The sequence below is a fragment of the Pseudomonas abyssi genome (assembly GCF_003444685.1).
Taxonomy (GTDB): domain Bacteria; phylum Pseudomonadota; class Gammaproteobacteria; order Pseudomonadales; family Pseudomonadaceae; genus Halopseudomonas; species Halopseudomonas abyssi.
The window spans coordinates 1293630-1308912 of the sequence record NZ_LMAZ01000001.1 but is presented as its reverse complement, the minus strand read 5'-3'; the positions used below and the strand labels follow the sequence as shown (position 1 = coordinate 1308912).

General features: G+C 58.8%; 10 protein-coding genes, 3 tRNA genes and 1 pseudogene. 4 read left to right on the top strand and 10 right to left on the bottom strand.

Going from position 1 to position 15283, the window contains the following annotated elements; all coding sequences use genetic code 11:
- Positions 1 to 142 precede the first annotated feature (142 nt).
- Complete coding sequence (locus ASB58_RS06030) at positions 143 to 1777, top strand: methyl-accepting chemotaxis protein (RefSeq protein ID WP_118129668.1); 1635 nt, start codon at positions 143 to 145, stop codon at positions 1775 to 1777.
- Between the two features lie 85 nt (positions 1778 to 1862).
- Here the strand turns inward: ASB58_RS06030 and ASB58_RS06025 are convergent, their stop codons facing one another.
- Positions 1863 to 3182, bottom strand: coding sequence for a Na+/H+ antiporter family protein (locus ASB58_RS06025; RefSeq protein WP_096005066.1), 1320 nt, complete (start codon positions 3180 to 3182; stop codon positions 1863 to 1865).
- Between the two features lie 152 nt (positions 3183 to 3334).
- Here ASB58_RS06025 and ASB58_RS20175 point away from each other — a divergent pair.
- The 3 genes and pseudogenes from ASB58_RS20175 to ASB58_RS06015 form a co-directional block, all read left to right on the top strand.
- Positions 3335 to 3544: pseudogene (locus ASB58_RS20175) on the top strand (NADPH-dependent FMN reductase); the annotation flags it as partial.
- 26 nt (positions 3545 to 3570) lie between these two features.
- The gene (locus tag ASB58_RS20170; RefSeq protein ID WP_235827263.1) at positions 3571 to 3930 is read left to right on the top strand and encodes a hypothetical protein; all 360 of its coding nucleotides are present in this window, start codon (positions 3571 to 3573) and stop codon (positions 3928 to 3930) included.
- A 508-nt stretch (positions 3931 to 4438) separates the two neighbouring features.
- Positions 4439 to 5656: an OprD family porin gene (locus tag ASB58_RS06015; RefSeq protein ID WP_096005064.1), complete on the top strand. Its 1218-nt coding sequence runs from the start codon at positions 4439 to 4441 to the stop codon at positions 5654 to 5656.
- Between the two features lie 408 nt (positions 5657 to 6064).
- On the opposite strand, the gene ASB58_RS06010 is transcribed toward ASB58_RS06015, so the two are convergent.
- The 9 genes from ASB58_RS06010 to ASB58_RS05970 form a co-directional block, all read right to left on the bottom strand.
- Entirely contained in the window at positions 6065 to 7954 is a 1890-nt protein-coding gene (locus ASB58_RS06010) for a SurA N-terminal domain-containing protein (protein ID WP_235827228.1), read from the bottom strand.
- Between the two features lie 222 nt (positions 7955 to 8176).
- On the bottom strand, positions 8177 to 8449 hold the full coding sequence (gene hupB, locus ASB58_RS06005) for a nucleoid-associated protein HU-beta (RefSeq protein WP_065336085.1): 273 nt from the start codon (positions 8447 to 8449) through the stop codon (positions 8177 to 8179).
- Between the two features lie 212 nt (positions 8450 to 8661).
- Positions 8662 to 11061 carry an endopeptidase La gene (gene lon / locus ASB58_RS06000; protein WP_118129667.1) on the bottom strand — a complete coding sequence of 800 codons (2400 nt, stop codon included), beginning with the start codon at positions 11059 to 11061 and terminating at the stop codon, positions 8662 to 8664.
- A 176-nt stretch (positions 11062 to 11237) separates the two neighbouring features.
- Positions 11238 to 12521, bottom strand: coding sequence for an ATP-dependent Clp protease ATP-binding subunit ClpX (gene clpX, locus ASB58_RS05995; protein WP_083724169.1), 1284 nt, complete (start codon positions 12519 to 12521; stop codon positions 11238 to 11240).
- A gap of 155 nt (positions 12522 to 12676) precedes the next feature.
- The gene (gene clpP, locus ASB58_RS05990; RefSeq protein WP_083724167.1) at positions 12677 to 13318 is read right to left on the bottom strand and encodes an ATP-dependent Clp endopeptidase proteolytic subunit ClpP; all 642 of its coding nucleotides are present in this window, start codon (positions 13316 to 13318) and stop codon (positions 12677 to 12679) included.
- 87 nt (positions 13319 to 13405) lie between these two features.
- Positions 13406 to 14752, bottom strand: a complete 1347-nt coding sequence (gene tig / locus ASB58_RS05985; protein ID WP_118129666.1) for a trigger factor — start codon at positions 14750 to 14752, stop codon at positions 13406 to 13408.
- A gap of 198 nt (positions 14753 to 14950) precedes the next feature.
- Positions 14951 to 15035: transfer RNA gene (locus ASB58_RS05980), tRNA-Leu, on the bottom strand.
- A gap of 54 nt (positions 15036 to 15089) precedes the next feature.
- Positions 15090 to 15165: transfer RNA gene (locus tag ASB58_RS05975), tRNA-His, on the bottom strand.
- A 34-nt stretch (positions 15166 to 15199) separates the two neighbouring features.
- Positions 15200 to 15276 (bottom strand) — tRNA-Arg (locus ASB58_RS05970).
- Positions 15277 to 15283: the final 7 nt, after the last annotated feature.

Genomic DNA, 15283 nt, shown 5'->3' with positions numbered 1-15283 from the left:
ATCACAGGTGACGGAAAATTACCGCTCAGGTTTTGACGTATTCAGCCGACACCCTGATAACACTGTAACGCGCTCGAAGGACCTTGCCAGCGCGGCTGCAGGCATAACAAGAAATATTTCACTCAGCGGGTGGAGGTTGTAAATGAAGCTGTTGCGCAACATTCGTATCAGCCAGCGGATCTGGCTGATCCTGATTATTGCACTGGTCAGTACCCTCACTGCCGAAGGGCTCTCTCTCTCCCACCTGCACAAGGAAATCCGCCAAGCGGAAATCACCAAGGCGACCCATCTGGTCGAGGTGGCCCACGACCTCATGGCCTTCTATCACCAGAAAGAACTGAACGGTGAGCTGACCGGCGAGCAGGCTCGACAGCAGGCGCTGGCCGCCCTGGCCGCAGTTCGCTACAGCGGCAACGAGTACTACTGGGTCAATGACATGAACAACATCATGATCATGCACCCACTGGCCCCGCAAACCGTTGGCACTGACCTGACCACCATGCGCAACACCGAAGGCGTCAACGTCATCTCGGAAATGGTCCAGCTCGCACGCAGCAAAGGCACCGCCAGCTTCGAATACTCCTGGCCCAAGCCGGGCGAAGAAGACGGCTCTGCCAAAATCGCCGCCTTCAAGCACTTCAAACCCTGGGATTACATGATCGGCACGGGCATCTATGTTGACGCCATGCAGGCCAAGTTCCGCGCCGCCCTGATCAGCTCGGTCATACTTAGCGCGGTGGTCATTCTGGCCATGTTCCTGCTGCTGTTCATTATCGGTCGCAGCATTTCGCAACCGCTGGACAAGATCGTCAACGCCATGCGTGATGTCGCCAGTGGCGAGGCGGACCTGACCCGCCGCCTGGATGACGATGCCAAGGACGAGCTGTCGCAGATTGCGTATTACTTCAATCGCTTCAACCGCAACCTGAGCGACATCATTCAGCAGCTCGGCGACAGCGCACGTCAACTGATCAGCTCCAGCCATCAGCTCGATGAGATCAGCAATAACAGCCTGCGTGACATGAGTCGCCAGTCCGAGCGGATGGAACTGATGGCCACCGCCATCAATGAAATCACCTACGGCGTGCAGGACGTTGCGCAGAACGCCAACGCTGCCGCCGAAGAGGTTGAAAAGGCCAATCAGGGTGCAGACAACGGTCGCGCTCAGGTTGATCGCACTATCGTCGAAATCAATCAGCTCTCGAGCAGCGTCAGCACCGCTGTCGAACACATGGAAACCCTGTCCAGCGATGCGCAGGAGATCACCTCGGTACTGGATGTGATCCGCAACATTGCCGAACAGACCAACCTGCTCGCCCTCAACGCCGCCATTGAGGCCGCCCGTGCTGGCGAGATGGGTCGCGGCTTTGCCGTCGTGGCCGATGAGGTACGCAACCTGGCGCAACGTACCCAGCAGTCGACCGAAGAAATCCACAACATGATCAGCAAGCTGCAGACCAACACCCAGACGGTGGTCAGCGTCATCAATGAGAGCAGCCGTCACTCGCAGGCCAGCGTCGAGCAGGTGAACGAAGCAGGCGCAGCGTTGGAGCAGATCGCCCAGTCCATGCAGCAACTGGTGGCTCTCAACGCATCAATCGCCAGCGCCACCACGCAGCAGTCCACCGTGGTCGAAGACGTCAACCGCAACGTTACCGAGGCGGCTGAACTGGCCCGCGAAACCACCGACGGCGCCCGTGAAACCGCCCAGGCAGGTCAACACCTGGCCAGCCTGGGCCGGCAGATCGATGAACTGGTCAAGCGCTTCCGGGTGTAAGCAGCACAGAGAAAAGCCCCTGAACAGATTGCTCTGTTCAGGGGCTTTTTGTGGCTAGCTGATAGCCGTGTTGGCTGCGTCGGGTCTAAAGCACCAGCACCGCCAACCAGCCAAAGGCAATCAGCGGCAGGTTGTAATGCAGGAACGTCGGCACCACGGTATCCCAAATGTGATTATGCTGCCCATCCACATTCAGACCAGCCGTCGGACCCAGAGTCGAGTCAGAGGCGGGTGAGCCAGCATCACCCAGTGCTGCGGCAGTGCCTACCAGGGCAACGATGGCAGCCGGACTAAAGCCCAGCTGCATGGCCAGCGGCACGTAAATCGCGGCAATAATCGGAATGGTCGAGAACGATGAGCCAATGCCCATGGTGATCAGCAGGCCGACCAGCAACATCAACAGCGCCGCCAGCGCGCGATTGTCACCAATCATCGCGGCCGAGCTGTCGACCAGCGTTTTGATGGCCCCGGTCTCACGCATGACCTCGGCAAAGCCGGCGGCGGCAATCATGATAAAGCCGATCATGGCCATCATCTTCATGCCTTCGGTGAAGACATCATCTGCTTCTCGCCAGCGTACGACGCCGGACAGCGAGAAGATAACGAACCCCGCCAGTGCGCCCATGATCATCGAGTCCAGCCACAGCTGAATGATGAAGGCGGCTGCCACTGCAACCAGCGCCACCAGTAGTGACAGACTGTTGTAGCGGGTTCCGGTGCGCTCCACCTCGCTGATCAGGCTTTGATCGTAATCGCGCGGCTTGCGATAGCTGACCAACACGGCCACCAGCAGGCCCGCCAGCATGCCCAGCGCGGGCAGCGCCATGGCGTGCATGACGTTCACCCCTTCAATCGGAGCACCACTTTCAGCCACATTAGCCAGCAGGATGTCATTCAGGAAGATGCCGCCAAAGCCGACCGGCAGAAACATGTAGGGCGTAATCAGACCGAACGTCAGCACACAGGCAACCGCTCGGCGATCCAGTCGCAGACGCGCCATGACAAACAGCAGCGGCGGTACCAGCAACGGAATAAACGCAATGTGAATCGGCAGGATGTTCTGCGAAGAAATAGCCACCGCCAGCAACACCAGCAGCATCATCAGCTTGAGCAAGCCTCCACCGCTGTCGCGTCGGCTGTCGACCAGGGACAAGCCCTTGTCAGCCAGCGCATGGGCCAGCCCGGACTTGGCAATCGCCACTGCAAAGGCACCCAGCAGCGCATAGCTCAAGGCGATATTAGCACCCTTGCCCAAACCCGCCTGAAAGGTACTCAGGGTGGTTTCCAGCCCCAGTCCGCCCAGCAAACCGCCGGTCAGCGCGCCGATGATCAGGGCGACGACAACGTGCACCCGGCACAGACTCAGAACCAGCATCACGGCTACCGCCGCCACCACAGCATTCATCGCGGACTCTCCCAGCAAACAGGCGTTGGCACCGATTCGGCGCCCCGAAGGCCGCGTACTCTGCCCCACTCGCCCGCCCCTGTCAAAAGCCGCTGACCAAAGGCCGCCAACACGTTGTACAGTATGACTCCAGCCAACCAACAGGACTCCCCATGCAGAATGTCGCCATTGTCGCCGGCAGTAGCCGCAGTGATAGCCAAACCAGCAAGGTCGCCCATTTCATCAAGCAGACACTGACCAGCCAGCATGGCCTGGATGCAAACGCCGTGTCAGTCATTGACCTTGGCAAGCAACCACTCCCCTTGTGGCCCGGTGAGAACGCAGATGCCTGGCCCGCGCATGAACAGCTGCTCAGCGCAGCCGACGCGGTCATCATCCTTGCACCGGAGTGGCACGGCATGGCCTGCCCGGCCATCAAGAATTCCTCTATGCCAGCAAAGCGCAACTGGCCCACAAGCCGGCAATGCTGGGCAGCGTCTCCGCCGGTGTTGGCGGCGCCTTTCCGATCAGCGAGCTGCGGGCGTCGAGCTACAAGAACTGCCGCTTATGCTACATCCCTGAACATCTGATCGTGCGTGACGTAAACCACGTACTCAACGGTGCAGAAGCCGAATCCGAGAGTGATCAGCGCCTGCGTGACCGGCTGGCCTACAACCTGGATATTCTGCTGCACTACAGCCGCGCACTGGGCGGTATCCGCGGGCAGATCGACATGAGCATTCCGGCATTTACCAACGGCATGTCCTAGGGTCTGTTGCCGTTTCGTTCTCCCGTCTGTTGCTGCCTGTAAAGCCGGCAATCAAGGAGAGAGGAACGTAGTTTGGTCATTCCAAATAAACGACGAGCGACGCGGAGTGGCGGCTTTACAGGCGCAACCCGCAGGGCCGGGGCCATTTTTCGGCAGGCGGGTGAACGAAACGGCAACAGACCCTAGAGCAGCGCTGATCAACTCCACGCGCCCTCTGCCAGAGCTCAAGCGTGCAGCTGCAAAGCGCGGCGCGCAGCCAATAGTCTTTCTATTGGCAGAGACGCAACGCCGCAGACGCATTCTTGAGCGCCTCCCCAGCCTATTAGACTAAAGTCAGGCGCCGCCGCCACGAGGCGGCGCCACAGCTCAAGATCAAGGCTTTGCAGCCCCCTCCCCGGCAACCGCGACAAGACAGTTTGATGACAGTTCGACCATGGTCGTAAGGCCAAGGAACGAGCCGCATGTTTTATTTTATCCGCGCCACCCAAATCACATCAGGAGAATAACAATGAAGCATGTGACGCCTCTCGCGCTCGCCGTCGCGGCAGCGCTTGCCTGCGGACACACCCAGGCCGCCGGTTTTGCCGATGATGCCAGCGCCTCACTGCAGCTGCGCAACTTCTACTTCAACCGCGATTTCCGCGACCCCGGCGCCCAATCCAAAGCCGAAGAATGGGCCCAGGGCTTCATCTTCAAGGCCGAATCCGGTTACACCGAGGGCTTTATCGGCTTTGGTGTCGACGTCTACGCAGGCCTAGGCCTGAAGCTTGATTCGGACGATCAGCGCGCTGGTTCGGGCCTGCTGCCCAACAGTTTCGGCGACGAAGGCAAAGACAGCTACAGCGAGGCAACCGCTGCGGTCAAGGCGCGGATGTCCAACACCGTGCTCAAGGTGGGCGGCTTGATGCCCAAGCTGCCCGTAGTGTCTTCCGGTGACTCGCGACTACTGCCCCAGAGCTTTACCGGTGCCAGCCTCTCGGTCAGCGAGATCGAGAATCTGGACATTCAGGCCGGGCAACTGCGCGAGGTCAACTACCGCAACAGCAGCAACCGCGAAGATATCCGCTCCACCGTCGGCGGTGCCTCCGATCGCTTCAACTTCCTGGGCGGCACCTACGCCTTCAACAGCAAGAATACGACCGTCGGTCTATGGCGAGCTGAACTGCAGGACGTCTACGGCCAGAATCTGATCAACTTGATTCACAACCAACCGGTAGGCGATTGGAAGCTGGGCGCCAACCTGGCGTGGTTCGACACCAGCGACGATGGCAACCAGCCACTGGATATCGACAACGAGCTGACCTCGGTCACCCTGTCTGCGGCCACAGGCGCACACACTTTCCGCCTTGGTTATCAGTACAGCGACGGCGATACCGCCTTCCCCTACCTGGCCGAGACCGACCCCTACGTCGTCAACTATGTGCAGATCCTCGACTTTACCCGGGCCAACGAGAAGTCCTGGCAAGCACGCTACGACATCAACTTCGCCTCGCTGGGCATCCCCGGCCTGAGCGCCTTCACCCGTTATGTCAGTGGTGACAACTTTGATGTTGGCGGCAGCGAAGGAAGCGAATGGGAACGCGATATCGACGTCAGCTACACGGTGCAAAGCGGCACCTTCAAGAACCTCGCCGTGCGTTGGCGTAACGCCATGGTGCGCTCGGACGCAACCCGCGACATCGACGAAAACCGGCTGATCCTCAGCTACAGCTTTGCCCTGAAATAGCTCCGCTCCATCCAGGCAAGCCCCCCAGAGACAGCCTGGATTTGAGTCGACACCGCTCCCCGATGCGGTGTCGGCTTTTTTTATGGCGCGTCACCCAGCCTGCAAACACGCCCCGACCTCCATGTCGCGCCAAACAACACCGCATGGCCCCAGCGAGCACGCCAACCTGTAGAGCGGACTGAGTCAGAGGCGTGTCCGCGCTGCGCCTCTTCAGCACCCTCACAGCAAGCTTTGCTCGAACCAACAGAACGCGCGCTGACGCATTCATGTCGTCTCCCAGCTGTTTGGCCAGGCCAGCTCACCGACGAAGTGTCAGGTACACTGCGGCTTGCTCACGCATGCAAACCACCATGCGTCAGACACAAAAAAAAGGCGCCGAAGCGCCTTTTTCCGTGAACGCACTCAACGTCAGTGACGTTCAATGTCTGCCTCAGTGCGCAGTTGCTGCTGGGCAGCAGCGAAGTCCTGCTCGCCAGACTGACCGGCAACGAACAGTGCGTACTGATCCGGCGAGCCAGCGGCTGATTGCACGTCCTCAGCCGTGGCGACACCACGCAGCGACACCAGCCAGTAGCCGCCGGCCGGCTTCTTGAGACTGGCATAAACCGGTTGTTCGGCGCTGGGCTTGGGCAGTGCGAACACCTGTCGCAGCAACGCCGGCTCGATATCACTTTCAGCGCGGCTTGCCGCCTCGTGTACCTGCCACTGCGCGGCCAGACGCTCTGCTACCGCATCGGCGTCAGACGCCTGCTCACGCAGCTCCTCAGCCAAGGCCTCGGCACGCTCTGCGGCAGCCTGCTCCGCCTTGTTGTAGGCCAATTGCTCGCGAATCTCGGCGCTGACATCCGCCAGCGGACGCTGGGCGGGTTCCAGATGCTCCTTGACGCGCACAACGGCAACGGTATCGGCATCCAGCTCAATCAGCTCGCTGTTGAAGCCATTTTTCAGGACATCGTCACTGAAGGCAGCGTTCATTACCTTGGGGTTGGCGGCCAGGCCGTCACCACCAAGACGCTCGACCGGCCCCAGGGTTTCCACAGTCAAGCCCAGCGCCGCAGCAGGCTCGGCCAGATCAGGCGCCTCATGGGCCAGATTGGCCAGCTCCTGGGACGCCTCAACAAAACTGCGTTCAACCTGCTCAACCTTCAGCTCCTGCACCAGCTCTTCACGCATGGACTCCAGCGTCGGCACCTCAGGCGCCTTCAGATCGGTCAGCTTGATCAGGTGGTAACCGTAGCTGCTGCGTACCGGAGCGGACACTTCACCCGGCTGCAGCGCGAACAGCGCTTCATCGAAGGCATCATCAAAGCTGCCCTTGACGATGTAACCCAAATCACCGCCATCGCGCGAGCTGCCAGTATCGTCGGAGACGTCAGCCGCAACAGTGGCAAAGTCCTCACCAGCCGCAATGCGGGCAGCAGCAGATTCGATTTTTTCCTTGGCTGCAGCATCGTCATCAGCCACTTCTACCAGAATGTGCGAGGCACGGCGCTGTTCGGCCAGGTTGCCGATTTCACGCTGATACATCTCTTCAACGGCCTGCTCGTCAACCTGGGCCTGATCAAAGAAGCTGGCCCGCTTGAGCGTCAGCGTCTCCAGAACCACCTGCTCCGGGGTCATGAACTGGCTGGCGTTCTCGTTGTAGAACGCTTCGATTTCTTCATCGGACACCTCGGCATTCACATCACCGACCGGGATATCGATCACCGCAAAATCACGGGTCTGATTTTCCAGCGCGACCAGTTGCTGACGCTCCTGCGGAGTGGCGAACGCGGTCGCTTCATAGCCGTTGCGATACTGGGTAATCATCAGCTGCTGACGCACCAGGTCGCGGAACGCCATGCGCGAAGGCATGCCCATGTTGCGGATAACCACATCAAAGCGGTTGGCATCGAACTTGCCGTCGACCTGAAAGTCCGGCGTGGACAGAATCAGCTGATCGATCATTTGATCGGAAATCTGGAAACCGGCCTCTTCGGCGCCCTGCAGCAGAACCGCGCGCTCGATCAGGCCATCCAGCACGGAGGTGCGCAGGAATGCGTCATCGATCATGCTGGGATCAAACTGGTTGCCCATCTGTTGCAGCTGCTGGATCAGCTGACGCTTCTGCAGCGCCACGGCCTGTTCCAGCTCAAGCTTGGAGATGGCCTGCCCGTTGACCTCGGCCGCCGTCTCGGCATCGCTGGTAAAACGGCTGATGGACTCCCATCCGGTCAACGCGAAAATCAGCACAATGACGCCTACGATCACCTTGGCGACCCAGCTTTGCGCATTGTCCCTCATTGTTTGCAGCATCATTCCCCCGAAATCTTGTCTGCTAGCTGCGACTTTAAGGCCCAGGATTGCCACCGACATCGGCGTCGTCTTTTTTGTTTTGCCCAACAAAAAAGGCGCATCGAGGTGATGCGCCTTTCTGCTAACTGTCGGAACCGGATTGTGATGCCGTCTCAGGCCGCCAGGTCACCGGTCCCGCATGCATGTCAACGCAAGCGCGGACATGCCATCAGATCAGGGACGCTATTAGTTAACGGCGTCCTTGAGAGCCTTGCCAGCCTTGAAGCTGGGAATCTTGGCTGCGCTGATTTCGATCGGCTGACCAGTCTGCGGGTTACGACCAGTGCGAGCAGCGCGCTCTTTCACGGCGAAAGTACCGAAACCTACCAATACCACGGAATCACCATCCTTCAGTGCACCGGTAACGGAATCGATGACGGCGTCCAGAGCACGACCGGCAGCAGCTTTAGGAATATCAGCGGATGCAGCGATGGCATCAATCAGTTCAGACTTGTTCACTCTAAGTCCCCTTATCTAGTTCAACGAGTAGTTAGTCATTATGTAAGCTTTTGGTCTTAGCAAAGCTGTGGCCAGTCAGCATACCTGCTTTAGGTCGAAGCCGCTTTATAGCAAGCGGTCAAAAACCATGTCAAGGAGTGTGCCTGCGGCGACTCAGGGCCGATTGGCGAAGCGTCCCGTGGGAAGCGAACAACCACTCGACCCGGATCAGATCAATGAGTACTGATGCGTCCCTGTTCATCAGTCTCGCGATTGTCATCCTTTGCAACCATCTCTTCAACCCCTTCTTTCAAGGGCTCCGGCTGGTATTGCAGCGCAATCTGCAACACCTCGTCAATCCATTTTACCGGCTTGATATCAATGTTTTGGCGAATCTTCTCAGGAATCTCTTTCAGATCACGCACATTGTCGTGAGGAATCACCACCGTACGGATGCCACCACGGTGCGCAGCCAGCAGTTTTTCCTTCAAACCACCGATGGGCAACACCTGCCCACGCAGGGTAATTTCACCGGTCATGGCCACATCGGCGCGCACCGGAATCCCGGTTAGGGCCGACACCAGTGCGGTGCACATGCCAATACCGGCACTGGGTCCATCCTTGGGAGTAGCACCCTCGGGCACGTGAATATGGATATCCTGCTTCTCGTGAAAATCAGCGGCGATACCCAGACTGGCAGCGCGGCTGCGCACCACGGTAAGCGCTGCGCTGATCGACTCCTGCATGACATCGCCCAGCGAGCCGGTCTTGATCTGCCGCCCCTTGCCAGGCACCACCACGGCCTCCAGGCTGAGCAGCTCGCCACCCACCTGAGTCCAGGCCAGACCGGTTACCTGGCCCACCTGATCGGCTTCCTCGGCCAGGCCGTACTTGAACTTGCGCACGCCCAGATAATGCTCCAGCAGCGCCTCGTCGAGCACCACAGGCTTGGGCTTGCGCTCCGCCGCCTGCTCTTTCACCACCTTGCGGCAGACCTTGGCAATCTGACGTTCCAGGCCACGCACACCGGCTTCGCGAGTGTAGTAACGGATCAGGTCGCGCAGCGACTCCTGCGTGAAGGTCAGCTCGTCCTTTTTCAGGCCGTTGTTCTTGATCTGCTTGGGTACCAGGTAGCGCTGGGCGATGTTGATCTTTTCATCCTCGGTGTAGCCCGGGATGCGAATGATCTCCATCCGGTCCATCAGCGGCGCCGGGATGTTCATCGAGTTCGAGGTGCAGATGAACATCACATCCGACAGGTCATAATCGACCTCCAGATAGTGATCGTTGAACGCATGGTTCTGCTCCGGGTCCAGCACCTCCAGCAGTGCCGAGGCCGGATCGCCGCGCATGTCCTGACCCATCTTGTCGATTTCATCGAGCAAGAACAGCGGATTCTTCACCCCGGCCTTGGTCATCTTTTGAATCAGTTTGCCCGGCAAAGAGCCAATGTAGGTCCGGCGGTGACCACGGATCTCGGCCTCGTCGCGCACGCCGCCCAACGCCATGCGGACAAATTCACGATTGGTAGCACGTGCCAGCGACTCGCCCAGCGAGGTCTTCCCCACGCCCGGAGGCCCCACCAGACAGAGCACAGGGCCTTTGAGCTTGCGTACACGCTTCTGCACTGCCAGATACTCGAGGATGCGCTCCTTGACCTCTTCCAGGCCGTAATGATCGTTCTCGAGCACCTTCTCGGCACGGGCGATGTCATGCCGTACCTTGCTGGCCTTTTTCCACGGCACCGCTGTCAGCCAATCGATATAGGACCGCACGACGGTGGCCTCTGCCGACATCGGCGACATCATCTTCAGCTTGTTCAGCTCGGCATTGGCCTTGTTCAGCGCCTCTTCCGGCATGCCGGCGTTGTCGATCTTGCGGCGCAGCTCGTCAAACTCACCCTCGCCTTCGTCCAGATTGCCCATCTCCTTCTGGATGGCCTTCATCTGCTCGTTCAGGTAGTACTCGCGCTGACTGCGTTCCATCTGCTTCTTGACGCGGCCGCGGATGCGCTTCTCGACCTGCAGCAGATCAATCTCGCCATCCAGCACGCCGAGCACATGTTCAACACGATCACGCAGGGGCAGGATTTCCAGAATTTTCTGTTTCTCGTCCAGCTTGAGCGACAGGTGCGCCACCATAGTATCGACCAGGCGGCCCGGCTCATCGATGCTGGACAGCGAGGACACTACCTCTGCGGGCACCTTCTTGCCCAGTTGCACAAACTGCTCAAACTGGCTCATCAGGCTGCGCACCAAGACTTCGGACTCACGCTCGTCCAGGGCGCCTTCTTCCAGCAGTTCGATCTCCGCGCTCTGGTAGCCTTCAACCTCTTCCAGCTCGACCAAGCGAGCGCGTCGCTCGCCCTCCACCAGCACCTTGACGGTACCGTCGGGCAGCTTCAGCAACTGCAGGATGGTCGCCAGGGTACCGACGTCGTAAAGCGCATCACGACCCGGATCATCATCACTGGCATCGCGCTGAGCCACCAGCAGGACTTGCTTGTTGCCGGCCATGGCGGCTTCAAGCGCTTGAATGGACTTGTCACGCCCGACAAACAACGGGATGACCATGTGCGGATAGACCACTACGTCGCGCAGCGGAAGAAGCGGAAATTCAGCGGGAGTCGTCATGGCAGAGGCTCGCTTGAAGAGGGGTGGCCGTAACGGCAGCACCGGAACAGGACGGGTTCATGCAATCAAGATGGGGGCAGCCCCAGGAAATTACAAGCGCGGGGCAATCGATTAGCGCAATACAATTGCCACAAAAAGCAAAACGCCGCCTGGCGGCGGCGTTCCGTTAACGCAGATCAGTCTTCCGGAACCGCCTTGGGCGGTTGTTCCGGTGTCTGATAAATCAGTAGCGGCTGCGCATCGCCATTGATGACGTTCTCATCAATGACCACCTTGCTGACATTCTCGGCAGACGGGATCTCGTACATGGTTTCCAGCAGCACGCTTTCCAGGATGGAACGCAGGCCACGGGCACCGGTCTTGCGCTCCAGTGCACGGCCAGCGATGGCCTTGAGCGCGTCGGTGCGAAACTCCAGCTCCACCTCTTCCATATCGAACAGACGAGCGTACTGCTTGGTCAGTGCGTTCTTCGGTTCGGTCAGGATCTGGATCAACGCGTCCTCATCCAGCTCGTTGAGCGTGGCGATGACCGGCAGACGACCGACAAACTCGGGAATCAGGCCAAAGCGCACCAGGTCATCCGGCTCGACATCCTTCAGGGTGTCGCCGACCTTCTTGCCGGCGTCCTTGCTGCGCACGCTGGCGTTGAAGCCGATACCGCTCTTCTCGGAACGATCACGGATAACCTTCTCCAAACCGGCAAAGGCGCCGCCACAGATGAACAGGATGTTGCGGGTATCAACCTGCAAGAACTCCTGCTGCGGGTGCTTGCGTCCGCCCTGCGGCGGTACCGAAGCAACCGTACCCTCGATCAGCTTGAGCAGCGCCTGCTGAACGCCTTCACCGGATACATCGCGAGTAATAGACGGGTTGTCTGACTTGCGCGAAATCTTGTCGATCTCGTCGATGTAGACGATACCCATCTGCGCCTTTTCGACGTCGTAGTCGCACTTCTGCAGCAGCTTCTGAATGATGTTCTCAACATCTTCACCCACGTAACCGGCTTCGGTCAGCGTGGTGGCGTCAGCAATGGTAAAGGGCACGTTCAGCAGACGAGCCAGGGTTTCGGCGAGCAGCGTCTTACCCGAACCGGTGGGGCCGATCAGCAGGATGTTGCTCTTGCCCAGCTCGACTTCGTCTTTGCCCTGGCGCTGATTGAGACGCTTGTAGTGGTTGTAAACCGCTACCGACAGCACCTTCTTGGCGCGTTGCTGACCAATCACGTACTGATCAAGGATCGAGCAGATTTCAACCGGCGTCGGCAGCTTTTGCTGGCTGCTTTCAGCCTGGCTTTCCTGTACTTCTTCGCGAATGATGTCGTTGCACAGGTCAACGCACTCATCGCAGATAAACACGGAGGGGCCGGCAATCAGCTTGCGCACTTCATGCTGGCTCTTGCCGCAGAAGGAGCAATACAGCAGCTTGCCGTTGTCGTCGCCCTTCCCAGTCATATCGGTCATCGAAAACCCCTACTCTTGAATCGCTCTTGTAACAAAGATGGGGGCAACATGCCCACATTGCAAGTGCGACCCGATCAAACTTGTACCGGCGGCATCTGGCCACGACGAGTAGCACGTCGGTGGCCAGAAAGACGCCTGCTCCGGTCTCTGCGGCCTTACTCGGCGCTGGTGCGCGACTCCAGCACCTTGTCGATCAGACCATATTCCACTGCCTCAGTGCCGCTCATGAAGCGATCACGATCGGTATCACGCGCAATCACATCCAGCGGCTGGCCGGTATGGTCAGCCAGCACCTTGTTCAGGCGCTCACGGATAAAGAGGATTTCACGGGCGTGAATCTCGATGTCCGAAGCCTGACCCTGGAAGCCACCCAGCGGCTGGTGGATCATCATCCGTGCGTGCGGCAGACAGAAACGCTTACCCTCGGCACCACCAGCCAGCAGCAAGGCACCCATGCTGCAAGCCTGCCCGATGCACAGGGTGCTGACGTTCGGCTTGATGAACTGCATGGTGTCGTAAATCGCCATACCGGCGGTCACCGAGCCACCCGGCGAGTTGATATACAGGTGGATGTCCTTGTCGGGGTTTTCCGACTCAAGGAACAAAAGCTGCGCCACGACCAGATTGGCCATGTAGTCTTCCACCTGACCCACGAGGAAGATCACGCGCTCTTTCAGCAGTCGGGAGTAGATATCGTAGGAGCGCTCCCCACGGGCAGACTGCTCGATCACCATCGGGACCAGGCCACCGGCGGCCTGCACTTCTGGGGGCAACTGCATAAAGCTGTTTTGGGTCATGGATTCCTGTTACTCCAAGTATGCGTATCGCAAAAACGCGCAAGCCAGCCCGAAGGCTGGCTTGCGTTGACGGAAAGCTGCAGCTGATTACTCGGCTGCAGTGGCTTCCTCGGCCTCGTCAGCAGCAACCTGTGCAGGTTGTGCCGGCTTCACAGCCTCTTCATAAGCAACTTTCTTATCAGTCACTTGCGCCTTCTGCAGCACAGTATCCACGACTTGTTCTTCCAGCACAACCGACTGGATCTCGCCCAGTTGCTGCTCGTTCTGGTAGTACCAGTTAACGACCTGCTCCGGCTCCTGGTAGGCAGAGGCCAGCTCTTCAACCATGGCGCGCACGCGATCGTTGTCCGGCTTGATGTCGTTCTGCTTGACCACTTCGGCAACAATCAGACCCAGGCTGACGCGGCGTTTGGCCTGCTCCTCGAACAGCTCGGCCGGCAGTTGGCTGGCATTGAAGTTGCCACCGCCAAACTGCTGTACAGCCTGCTCGCGCAGACGATCGATTTCGCTGCTGATCAGTGCTTTGGGCACTTCAACGGTGTTGCTTTCCAGCAGACCGTCCATGACTTGAGCCTTGACCTTGGTCTTGATTGCCTGACGCAGCTCACGCTCCATGTTCTTGCGAACTTCGGCGCGGAAACCGTCCAGACCACCTTCGGTCACACCAAACTGAGCAAAGAACTCGTCGTCCAGTTCCGGCAGCGCGGGGGCTGCAATTTCCTGAACGGTGGTTTCGAACTCGGCAGCCTTACCAGCCAGATCCAGGTTCTGATAATCCTCAGGGAAGGTCACGTTCAACGTCAGGCTTTCGCCCGCCTTAGCGCCGACCAGACCCTCTTCAAAGCCCGGAATCATGCGACCAGAACCCAGTACCAGGTTGGTGCCGTTGGCAGTGCCGCCCTGGAAGGCTTCACCGTCGATCTTGCCAACGAAGTCGATGGTGACCTGGTCGCCGTTCTCGGCAGCGCGCTCAACCGCTTCAAAGCGGGTGTTTTGCTTACGCAGGGTTTCCAGCATGGTGTCGACGTCAGCGTCGGTCACTTCGGACTCGGGACGCTCAACGCTAATGCCTTCAAAACCGGCCAGAGTCACTTCCGGATAGACTTCGAAGGTCGCGATGTATTCGAAATCCTTGCCCTCTTCCATGGACTTGGGCTCAACGCTCGGCGCACCGGCCGGGTTCAGCTTTTCCTGCATGACAGCTTCGTAAAAGGAGGACTGGATCACTTCGCCGATAACTTCCTGATGAGCGGAAGCACCAAAGCGCTTGCGGATAACGCTCATCGGCACCTTGCCAGGACGGAAACCATCAACACGGGCGCGCTTGGCGGTCTGCTGCAGACGCTTGTTGACCTCGTTTTCAATACGATCGGCAGGAATGCCTACGGTCATGCGGCGCTCGAGGCCGGAAGTGGTTTCAACCGAAACTTGCATGGATAGTCCTCGTTCAACAGACAAAGAAAATGATATTTGGCGAATTCCAAAGGGTCGACATTCTAGTCGCTTGAATGGCAGAAGTCATCACCGCCGCGATAAACAGAAAAAAGCCACTGACGACAGGCGCAAGCAATCGACACGGACGCCATACGCTTTATAAGGAAGGACTTGCAGATAGCCCGAAGGCTTGAAAGATGGTGCGGACGGGGAGACTCGAACTCCCACACCTCGCGGCGCCAGAACCTAAATCTGGTGTGTCTACCAATTTCACCACGTCCGCATTCGGAGCTTGAAACAAAAACGCCAGGCTGGGCCTGGCATTTTTACAAAATAGTGGGGTGGACGATGGGGATCGAACCCACGACAACAGGAGTCACAATCCTGTGCTCTACCAACTGAGCTACGCCCACCACTATATGCTTCTGACCACACAGCCTTGCCAAATGGCACGCCCGGCAGGACTCGAACCTGCGACCATCCGCTTAGAAGGCGGATGCTCTATCCAGCTGAGCTACGGGCGCCCTGTGC

Coding starts and splice junctions, on each gene's coding strand:
- ASB58_RS06010 (WP_235827228.1), bottom strand. CDS start 7,954: ATGATGCTGCAAACAATGAGGGACAATGCGCAAAGCTGGGTCGCCAAG.
- tig (WP_118129666.1), bottom strand. CDS start 14,752: ATGCAAGTTTCGGTTGAAACCACTTCCGGCCTCGAGCGCCGCATGACC.
- lon (WP_118129667.1), bottom strand. CDS start 11,061: ATGACGACTCCCGCTGAATTTCCGCTTCTTCCGCTGCGCGACGTAGTG.
- ASB58_RS06015 (WP_096005064.1), top strand. CDS start 4,439: ATGAAGCATGTGACGCCTCTCGCGCTCGCCGTCGCGGCAGCGCTTGCC.
- clpX (WP_083724169.1), bottom strand. CDS start 12,521: ATGACCGATATGACTGGGAAGGGCGACGACAACGGCAAGCTGCTGTAT.
- clpP (WP_083724167.1), bottom strand. CDS start 13,318: ATGACCCAAAACAGCTTTATGCAGTTGCCCCCAGAAGTGCAGGCCGCC.
- ASB58_RS06025 (WP_096005066.1), bottom strand. CDS start 3,182: ATGAATGCTGTGGTGGCGGCGGTAGCCGTGATGCTGGTTCTGAGTCTG.
- ASB58_RS06030 (WP_118129668.1), top strand. CDS start 143: ATGAAGCTGTTGCGCAACATTCGTATCAGCCAGCGGATCTGGCTGATC.